Origin of the sequence: Nocardia sp. GP40 (genome assembly GCF_050434125.1) — a bacterium.
GTDB lineage: Bacteria > Actinomycetota > Actinomycetes > Mycobacteriales > Mycobacteriaceae > Nocardia > Nocardia albiluteola.
Genome location: NZ_JBNPVW010000012.1, coordinates 116998 through 126454, shown reverse-complemented (window position 1 = coordinate 126454; position 9457 = coordinate 116998). Strand labels below are relative to the sequence as shown.

Here is a 9457-nt window from a genome sequence, read left to right as displayed (position 1 = left end):
CCGCGCACGCTCCGGACGGTATCGTCGGGGCAGAACTTAGGTAACCCAAAGTAGCGCCGGACCGAAGCGAGGACTGCCCGACCATGCCCGAGACCAGCACGCCGCCCGAGATCGCGCCGTTCTCCACGCGCATCCGCACCGCTACCGAGCGGCAACACGCGGACGCGGAGAACTCCACGTTCATGAGCGACATGCTCGGCGGCGGCCTGGGCGTGGCGGCCTTCTACCGCTACACCGGGCAGCTGTGGCACATCTACCGGGCGCTCGAGGAGCACGCGGACACCCTCGCGCAGGATCCGGTGGCGGGCCCGTTCGTCCGGCCCGAACTCGCGCGGGTGGCCCACCTCGAGGACGATCTGGCGCACCTCGGCGGCGAGAACTGGCGCGCGGACCTCGAACCGCTGCCCTCGACCGCGGCCTACGCCACGCGGGTGCTCGAGTGCGCGCAGACGTGGCCGGCCGGATATGTCGCGCACCATTACACCCGCTATCTGGGCGATCTGTCGGGCGGCCAGGTCATCCGCGGCACCGCCGAGAAGCTGTGGCAGCTGCCCAAGCGCGGCGACGGCGTGCGGTTCTACGTCTTCGATCAGATCCCGAACCCGGCCGCCTTCAAGCGCGAGTACCGCGACCTGCTCGACGGCCTGGCCGTGGACGAGCTGGAGCGCCAGCGGGTCCTGGGCGAATGCCAGGGCGCTTTCGATTTCAATACGGCGATGTTCCACGAGCTGGCCGCGGAATTCCCGCTCCGGCACCAGGGTTGAGCTCGCCCCATTCCGGTCGGCAACGGATGCCGACGAGTAGCCGAGCGCTACCGCCGGTTATATGAAAACCGTTGACACGGATACCAATAGGCGCTCCCACGTGGTGACACGTCCCACACCACGGGGAGCGCCTTTGGGTTTGCAGACAATTGCGCGCGCCGGTAAAGTTACTCACCAGTTAGGCACGAAGGGGTTCCTATCCGATCCCCGAGTTTGCTAGCGGGGATCGCTCGCGTCCGCATCCACCGGAGAATGCCGGACGAACTGTGTCATGACGCACCTGAAAGTTGTTGCGTCGCACCATGTTCGACATTCAGGAGGGACGATGGTCTCCTATATCGTGACCGGCGGCACCGGATTTCTGGGGCGCCGGGTCGTCACCGAGCTGCTCGCCCGCGACGCGGGGGCGGTGGTCCACGTGCTCGTGCGCGAGGCCTCGGTCGCCAAGCTCGCCGAGCTCACCGACGGCTGGGGCGCGAGCGACCGCGTCTTCCCGCTCATCGGCGATCTGACCATGGAAGACCTAGGGCTGCACGATGATCCGCCGAGCGCCGAGCACGTGATCCACCTCGGCGCGGTTTACGACATGACCGCCGACGAGGAAGCCGCCTACGCGGCCAACGTCACCGGCACCCGCGCGGTGATCGCCCTGGCGACCGGCCTGGGCGCGATGCTGCACCACGTGTCGTCCGTGGCCGTGGCCGGGGATCACCGCGGGCACTTCTTCGAGGACGATTTCGACCTGGGCCAGAATCTCGAATCCCCGTACCACCGAACCAAATTCGCCGCCGAGAAGCTGGTGCGCGAGGCGCCGGGGCTGCGCTGGCGGGTATATCGCCCCGCGATCATCGCCGGGGATTCCCGCACCGGGGAGATGGACAAGGTCGACGGCCCCTACTACTTCTTCCCCGCCATCGCTCGCCTGGCGGGGCTGCCGTCCGAGCTGCCGATGATGCTGCCCGATCTGGGCGCCACCAATATCGTCCCGGTCGACTACGTGGCTACGGCGATGGTGCAACTGATCCGGCGTCCAGGTCGCAATCGCCGCACGTACCACCTGGTCAATCCCGAACCGCAGCCGTTCGCCGAGATCTACGCCGCGCTGGCCCGGGCCGCGGGCGCACCCTCGGCGCTGGGCACGCTGCCGGGCAGCGGGGCCGCGCTGCGCGCCCTGGCGCAGCTGCCGGGCGTGCCCCGGCTGCGCGACTATCTGCTGGACCAGTCGGGAATTCCGCCCGAGGTCGCCCCGCACGTCTCGTTCGCCTCGCACTTCGTCTCCGATTCCACCCGCGCCCAGCTGCGCGGCCTGACCCCGCCGCGCTTCGAGGACTACGCGCCGGTGCTGTGGGAGTTCTGGCGCACCTCGATGGATCCGGATCGCGCGCGGCCCGCCGACGACGGCGATCGGCTGCGCGGCCGGACGGTCCTGATCACCGGGGCGTCGTCGGGTATCGGCCTGGCCACCGCGCGCGAGGTCGCCCGGCGCGGGGCGACGGTGCTGATGGTGGCGCGCGGGACCGAGGAGCTCGAGGCCGCGGCGTCCGAGATTCGGGCGAACGGCGGTGCGGCCCAGGCGTACACGTGCGACATCACCAGCGAGAAGGAGGTCGAGCTGCTGGTCAAGCAGGTGCTCGCCGACTACCACCACGTCGATTACGTGGTGAACAACGCGGGCCGCTCGATCCGCCGCTCGGTCGCCAACTCCACCGACCGGATGCACGATTTCGAGCGGACGATGGCGGTGAACTACTTCGGCGCGGTGCGATTGATCCTGGCGCTGCTGCCGTCGATGCGCGAGCGCCGCGCCGGTCACTTCGTCAACATCTCCTCGATCGCGGTCCAGACCAAGATGCCGAGGTTCGGGGCGTACGCGGCGAGCAAATCGGCGCTGGATGCCTTCAGCGAGGTCGCGGCGACGGAGAACGCCGACGCCGGAATCACCTTCACCTCGGTGCGGATGCCGCTGGTGCGCACCCCGATGATCGCCCCGACCGACGCGTACCGTTCCTTCCCCGCGCACAGCCCCGAGCAGGCCGCGGCCATCGTGGTGCGGGCGCTGACCGATCGCCCCGCCCGCATCGACACCCCGATCGGGACCGTCGCGCAGGTGCTGGACACCGTGATGCCGTCAGTGAAGAAGGCGATCCTGAACCGGAGTTTCCGGATGGATCGGGATTCCGCTGCCGCCCGGGGCATTTCCGGGGACAGCGAGCGCGACCGACCGCAGGCGGACTCCGAGAAGCGGTCCGGCGAGGGTGGATTGCTGCTCACCCTCGCGCCCGTCATCCAGCCCATGATGGGCATGCCCGGCCCGCTCACCCGCATCACGAACCGAATCCCCGGCCTGCACTGGTGATTTCCGGTTCGCCGGAGGCACCCGATCGCTGCCCGCAGGGATGACGATCGGGTGCCCGCCGGGCCGGTAACGCGCGAAATTCACCGGCGCGCAGCGCGGATGCAGCCTCGGTCTGTCACAGTCGAGGACTATGAATCTGCGTCAGCGCGCGGTCGAGGCGACGATCGCCGTGCTCTTCGTGGTGCTCGTGGTCAGCTGCGGCGGCAACGGCTCGAAGCCCGTGACGCCGGCAACGTCGGGCATTCCGCTGGTTACCACGGACAATCTGCCACCCGCGCAACCGGGCGAGGTGCACCTGTTCGCGATCAACGATCTGCACGGCAATCTGGAACCGCCGCAGGGCAGCAACGGGCACGTCGGCGCGTACACCGCGGGCGGGGCGGCCTACCTCGCCGCCCACCTGGCGCGCCTGCACGCGGCGTATCCGGCCAGCGCGATCGTGTCCGCCGGGGACAACGTCAGCGCCAGCCCGCTGATCTCGGCGCTGTTCCACGACGAGCCGACCGTCGACTACATGAACGACCTCGGCGTCGCCGCCTCCTCGGTCGGCAATCACTAATTCGACCACGGCATACCGGAATTGCGACGGCTGCGGCAGGGCGGATGCGCCGCCACCGGCTGTTCGCCCGGTTCGCCCTTCACGGGCGCGGTGTTCCCGTATCTGGCGGCGAATGTCACCGACACCAACGGCCAACTTCCCCCGGGGCTGCAGCCGTGGACGATGCTGCGGGTCGGCGGCCACAGGATCGGGGTCGTCGGCGTCGTGACCCCGGCGACCGCGGGCATCGTCATGCCCACGGCCATCGCGGGCTACACCTTCGGCGACGAGGCCGAGGCCATCGACAAGTATGTGCCGCAACTGAAGTCCGCGGGCGCGGAAACGATCGTCGCGCTGATCCACGACGGCGGCGCGCAGCAGACCCACGGGGCTCCCTCCGATTACAACGGCTGTGCGAGCATCACCCCGAACGTCACCGCTCTGGCACAGCACGTCGATCCGGCCGTGCGTGTGCTGCTCACCGGCCACACCCACCTGGCCTACAACTGCGTCATCGACGGCAAGGTGGTCACCCAGGGCGCCTCGTACGGCCGGCTGATCACCGATGTCACGCTGCGCTTCCACGACGGCAGGGTCGATGCCGCGGCCGTCAACCGGGTGGTCACCCGCACCGTCACCCCCGATCCGGCCACACAGAAGCTGGTCGACTTCTACGCGGCCCAGTCCGCGCCGCTGGCCGCCCGGGTCATCGGCTCCACCGCCGGGCCACTGCCGAACGAACCGGCGCCGGGCGGGGATTCGCCGCTGGGCGACGTCATCGCCGACTCCATGCTCGCGGCCATGGCTCCCGCCCAGGCGTCGGTCGCGGTGATGAATCCCGGTGGCGTGCGGGCGGATCTGTCGCCCTGACCGGTGCGCAACTTCTCGCGCTACTCGAGCAGCAGTGGGACAACCGCGTCGCCCCGGGCGTGCTGTCCGCGGCGGGCATCACCTACGCGTACTCCGATGCCGCGCCCAAGGGACACAAAGTGATCGCCGACACGGTCCGTGTCGGCGATCAACCCCTCGATCCCGCGGCGGTGTACCAGGTTTCGACCAACAACTACCTCGCCTCGGGCGGCGACGGCTTCAGCGTCTTCACCCAGGGCCGGCCCAGCGGCGTCGGACCGTCGGATCTGGATGCCCTCGAGTCCTACCTCGCGGCTCACCCGAATCTGGTACCGCCACCGAGCCGAATCCAGCGCCGCTGAGTTCACCCACCCCGCCGGCTCCGCAAGCTCCGCCGACTTACCATCCCCGAGGTCCGACTTCACAACCGATTGGCCGTGAAGTCCGCGGCCGCAACGAAATCGCCGCCGTAGGCCACGTGCGCGGCCGGGTTGAGCCCGCCCGCGCAGACGGGATCGCCCGGGGCGCAATAGTTCGCGGTGCGGGCGGCGTACTCCCCCGGCACGCCGGTTCCGGCCAGCCGCAGCGGATCGCCGAACAGCAGCACCGCCGCCACCCGCGAGCCCAGGGCGCCGTCCAGCCGGACCGCACCGGGAATCGGGGCGGTGATGCCGGTGCCCAGCGCCGTGTGCACAACCACGGCGCCCTGCGAATAACCGACCAGGACGAACCGCTGACCGGGACAGGCCGCGGCCTGACCCGCCACGTGCGCGACGAGGTCGCCACTGCCGTCGCCGACGGACAGGACATTGGTCAGATCGGCCGGGTAGTTCACCCGATATCCGCTGGTACTCAGGGGCAATCGGCGTTGCAGCTGGGCGTACAGGGGATCACCGACCGCGCTGCCGAGATAGCCCGGCTCCCCGGTCCCCCTGGCCACCACCACGTCCACGGCCGCGCATCCCTGTGCGACGGCCCGCGGCGCCGGGCACAGCACGCCCGCCAGCACCAGCCAGACGGCGAATATCCCTGCGATGCGCCATTTTCCGAACAGCAAACCCTTCCGGTCGCCCATGATTCCCACCTACTCACGCCGTTGTGAGAGGCCGAGTGACACTTGTCAGTGACTATTTTCTCAGCCCTATAGGGCCCAAGGTAGGAGGTGCGCCGAGGGGCGGCAACAAACTCTGCCGGAGAGATACCCAATCGGCACGCAACCGTATCCACCCGAATCTCGTTACCGGAGGGCGACTCTCACTACCACATTGAACTGAATGACCGACCGGTTTGTGACGGATCTCCCGTCCCACTGAGCGGGAAGAATAGAACACGTTCTCATACGCTATACGCATGGAACGAATGACCGGGCTGGACGCCAGCTTCCTCTACCTCGAAACCGACACTCAGCTACTGCACGTGTGCGCCCTACTGGTCCTGGATCCCGTCGCCGCGGGCACGAACTACGAATTCGCAGAGCTGAAGGCCGAACTCGGCCGCCGCCTGCATCTGGTGCCGTCCATGCGGCGCCGGCCCCATCGGGTGCCGTTCGACCTCGATCACCCGGTGTGGGTGGAGGACAAGAACTTCGACCTCGACTACCACATCCGGCGGATCGGGGTTCCGGCACCGGGCGGGCAGCGCGAACTGGACGAGCTCACCGCCGATATCGCCGGACGGTCCATGGATCACGACCGCCCGCTGTGGGAGATGTGGGTCGTCGAGGGCCTCGCGGACGGCCGGATCGCGATCATCTCCAAGTACCATCACGCCGCGGTGGACGGCATTACCGGCACGAACATGATGATGCACCTGTGCGATCTGGAGCCCGGCGTGCGCTATCCGGAGCCCGAGCGACGGGAGATCGGCGAATCGGCGCCGAACGACGTGATGCTCGCCGCCGGGGGCCTGCTTCGCCTGCCCGCCAAGCTCGGCGTCTTCGGCATGGTGCCGAAAACCGTTGGCATGGTTGGCGGTTTCATCGAGCGGCGGCGAAACGACAAGAAGGGCATGGCGATTCCGTTCACCGCGCCACGCACGCCGTTCAACCGGACCATCACCCCGCACCGCACGATCGCGTGCACCAAGGCGAGCCTGTCGGACATCAAGGACATCCGGGCGGCCTTCGGGGTCAAGGTGAACGACGTGGTGCTGGCCGTCGTGGCCGGGGCGCTGCGGGACTATCTGCGCTCACACGGCGAACTGCCCGACACCTCGCTGATCGCCTCGGTCCCGGTGTCCACGCACGGCGCCTCCCGGCACGAGCAGGGCATCAACAAGGTCTCCTCGCTGTTCGCCCGGCTCTACACCGATATCGAGGACCCGGTCGAGCGGCTCGGGCTGATCGCCGAATTCAATCGTGGCGCCAAGCAGGAGCACGACCTGATCGGCGCGGACTTCCTGCAGGACTGGGCGCAGTACGCGCCGCCGAATCTGTTCCAGCTCGCCGCGCGCGCGTATTCGGAATTCGAGCTGGCCGACCGGCATCCGGTCGTGCACAATCTGGTCGTATCGAACGTGCCGGGACCGCAGGTGCCGCTGTACTTCCTGGGCCACCGCATCGAGGCGATGCATCCGTTCGGGCCCGTCTTCCACGGCGCCGGGTTGAACATCACGGTGCTGTCCTGCGGCGGCGACCTGAACTTCGGCTTCATCGCCTGCCGTGAGCTGGTCCCTGGCATCGAGGAGATGGCCGAGGCCGTGCACTACAGCATCGCCGAACTGCTCAAGGCCGCTCGCGCCGAGAACTAGCGGCGCCCCTACTGCCGGGCGGCCACCGCCGCACAGGCCTCGAGGAGCACCGGGACAAAGGCGTCCGCCTCGAGTACACAGGCCGCGTGCCCGGCCTTGGCCAGGAAGATCTCCGCGCCCGGGATCATCTTCGCCATCTCCAGCTGCCGATAGACCGGCAGCGCCCGATCCTGCGTCGTGATGACCACCGCCGCGGGCACTTTCAGGCCCGCCAGCCACGGCGTGGAGTCGAATCGGCCGAGCTGGGCGATCGCCTCCGCCATCGCCAGGCCGTTCACACTGCGCATCTCCGACAGCGCCCACCGATCCATTCGCCCCGTGTCCCAGGAGATCTGCGGCAGTTCGGGCAGCCGCTCCCCCGTGCGCTCCACGCGCCGTGCCACCGTGTCGGACATCATCCGCCCGAGCGCGCCCATGCCCCGGTGGAACGCTCGCTCGCGCCACTTCTCCTGGAATCGGTAGGTGGTGGCGCACAACACGATTCCACCGACGCGATCGGGATGCCGGTGCGCGGCGAGCTGTGCGACGATGCCGCCCATCGAGTACCCGGCCAGGATCGGGCGCCGCACGCCGATCAGATCGGCGATCGCGATCACGTCGTCGGCAAGATCATCCAGATCGAAACGGGGAGAACGGATTCCATGGCCGTGCCAGCGCTGGTCGAACAGCACCACCCGAAAGTGCTGCGACAGCTCCTCGAGGGCCGGGAACCAGTTCAGCATGGCGGTGGTGACCAGCCCGTGCAGCAGGATCACGGTGGGCGCGCCGTCGGGACCCGGAATATCCACCAGATAGGTCCGGCCGCGTCCCGGCAGCTCCACCATCGTTCCGGCCGGCACCCGGTTCATCCGGGTGACGCGCCGCCCGAGCCGACGGCCCGGACCGCGCCGGCGGCCGGGACGAGACGCGCTGGATAGCGGGTCCTGGTGCGCCGCCCGGTCTGCCATGTCCCGACTGCCTCCTGCCGCCCGCGTAAAATTAGAACGCGTTTCAATCGATGATGACACATCGACTGCTCGGCGGCGCGCGGGGGCGCTCACGAACAGGGCACAGGACCGGGAGTCATCGCGATCGGAGACGCCACCGGGGGCGCAGCGTCCGCCGAGGGCGCGGGCAGCGCGTAGAGGCTGTGGCCGGTGTGCTGCAGCCGCCCCGGGTCGACCGTGATGCCCGGCACCTCCGCCTGATGGCCGTCGTCGTCGGTCACCAGCACGGTGAACGGCCCCGGCCCGAGCCCGGAGATCGACCAGGAATCGTCCATGCCGCGCGTGAGGGTATATCCCGGGCCGCCGGAATCGGCGCGAATCTCTACCCGGCTCAACGGATTTCCGGTATCGGTGAACTGTATTCCCAGCCAGGCCGATGACGAGCCGTCGGCGACCTGGTACACCAGATCCGGTGGGGGCGAGGGGTTGTGCACGCGGCTGATGCCGATCCGGGCGACGCCGGCCGCGGGGTCGGCGATCCGGGCGAAGGCCACGGCGCTCAGATCGTATTGGTGCGGGCCGCATCCCGAGCAGCGGTCCACGATCTGGGCGCGCACGGTGCCCAGGGGACCGTTCAGGTCGACGTACGTCCCGCACGCGGCGCTGTCGGCGTATTCGTCGGGTGGCACCGCGACGTAGTAGCCGTCCGGCGGCAGGTCCGGGAACGAGCAGGCCACCCGCGGGCTGAAGGTGTAGTAGCGGGCCTGGCCGGCCATCGGCGGATCGACCCGCTCGTCGTCCGAGACCTGTTCGAGGGCAGGAGTGTTCGTGGTCGTCACGACGCGGACCGGCGTCGGGACGACCGGCGTCGGGACGACCGCGGAGCGGCAGGCCGCCGGATGCGGCCGTACCGCCCACACCGCCGCGGCCACCACCGCCGCGATCACCGGTGCCGTCCACAGCCACGGCGGCACCGCCTGGGTACTCTCCCGCTGCGTCACCCGATGCATCGACCCTCCTGCGCCGCGTCACCACCCTGCACCTCTCAGCAAAGCAGCAGAGACCGGGCAATCGGACACGAATCGTGATCTCTACCTGCAATACTCGGCGTGTCTTCGGCGTGTCAGGACCGATAGACACTGCACTGGCAAACTTTCCGTACGCGAGCTCTCCGCCGTCCGGGCCGACGGTGACAACCGGTGCACCGCGTACCTTCGGTTCGCGGGCGAGGCGTGTTACTTGACTTGGAGCGCACTCCAGCTCGTACCGTTCTCAC

Annotated in this window: 9 protein-coding genes; 6 read left to right on the top strand and 3 right to left on the bottom strand. The window is 68.8% G+C overall.

Going from position 1 to position 9457, the window contains the following annotated elements:
* The first annotated feature begins 83 nt into the window (after positions 1 to 83).
* The 5 genes from ABH933_RS31555 (at position 84) to ABH933_RS31535 (ending at position 4869) form a co-directional block, all read left to right on the top strand.
* Complete coding sequence (locus ABH933_RS31555) at positions 84 to 764, top strand: heme oxygenase (biliverdin-producing) (protein ID WP_429423345.1); 681 nt, start codon at positions 84 to 86, stop codon at positions 762 to 764.
* A 325-nt stretch (positions 765 to 1089) separates the two neighbouring features.
* The gene (locus ABH933_RS31550; protein ID WP_429423344.1) at positions 1090 to 3120 is read left to right on the top strand and encodes an SDR family oxidoreductase; all 2031 of its coding nucleotides are present in this window, start codon (positions 1090 to 1092) and stop codon (positions 3118 to 3120) included.
* Between the two features lie 130 nt (positions 3121 to 3250).
* Positions 3251 to 3679: a hypothetical protein gene (locus tag ABH933_RS31545; protein WP_429423343.1), complete on the top strand. Its 429-nt coding sequence runs from the start codon at positions 3251 to 3253 to the stop codon at positions 3677 to 3679.
* 21 nt (positions 3680 to 3700) lie between these two features.
* Positions 3701 to 4528, top strand: a complete 828-nt coding sequence (locus ABH933_RS31540) for a bifunctional metallophosphatase/5'-nucleotidase (protein ID WP_429423342.1) — start codon at positions 3701 to 3703, stop codon at positions 4526 to 4528.
* A complete protein-coding gene (locus ABH933_RS31535) occupies positions 4525 to 4869 on the top strand; it encodes a 5'-nucleotidase C-terminal domain-containing protein (protein ID WP_429423485.1) in 345 nt (114 codons plus the stop codon). The genes ABH933_RS31540 and ABH933_RS31535 overlap by 4 nt, the downstream gene beginning before the upstream one ends.
* 59 nt (positions 4870 to 4928) lie before the next feature.
* Here the strand turns inward: ABH933_RS31535 and ABH933_RS31530 are convergent, their stop codons facing one another.
* Positions 4929 to 5582 (bottom strand): cutinase family protein, encoded by a 654-nt coding sequence (locus ABH933_RS31530; protein ID WP_429423341.1) that lies wholly within the window; start codon positions 5580 to 5582, stop codon positions 4929 to 4931.
* A gap of 275 nt (positions 5583 to 5857) precedes the next feature.
* On the opposite strand from ABH933_RS31530, the gene ABH933_RS31525 reads away from it, so the two are divergent.
* Entirely contained in the window at positions 5858 to 7255 is a 1398-nt protein-coding gene (locus ABH933_RS31525) for a WS/DGAT/MGAT family O-acyltransferase (protein ID WP_429423339.1), read from the top strand.
* A gap of 8 nt (positions 7256 to 7263) precedes the next feature.
* Here ABH933_RS31525 and ABH933_RS31520 read toward each other — a convergent pair whose 3' ends face one another.
* Both ABH933_RS31520 and ABH933_RS31515 read right to left on the bottom strand, forming a co-directional pair.
* Positions 7264 to 8202: an alpha/beta fold hydrolase gene (locus tag ABH933_RS31520; RefSeq protein ID WP_429423338.1), complete on the bottom strand. Its 939-nt coding sequence runs from the start codon at positions 8200 to 8202 to the stop codon at positions 7264 to 7266.
* 89 nt (positions 8203 to 8291) lie between these two features.
* Positions 8292 to 9191, bottom strand: coding sequence for an expansin EXLX1 family cellulose-binding protein (locus tag ABH933_RS31515; protein ID WP_429423337.1), 900 nt, complete (start codon positions 9189 to 9191; stop codon positions 8292 to 8294).
* Between the last annotated feature and the right edge of the window lie 266 nt (positions 9192 to 9457).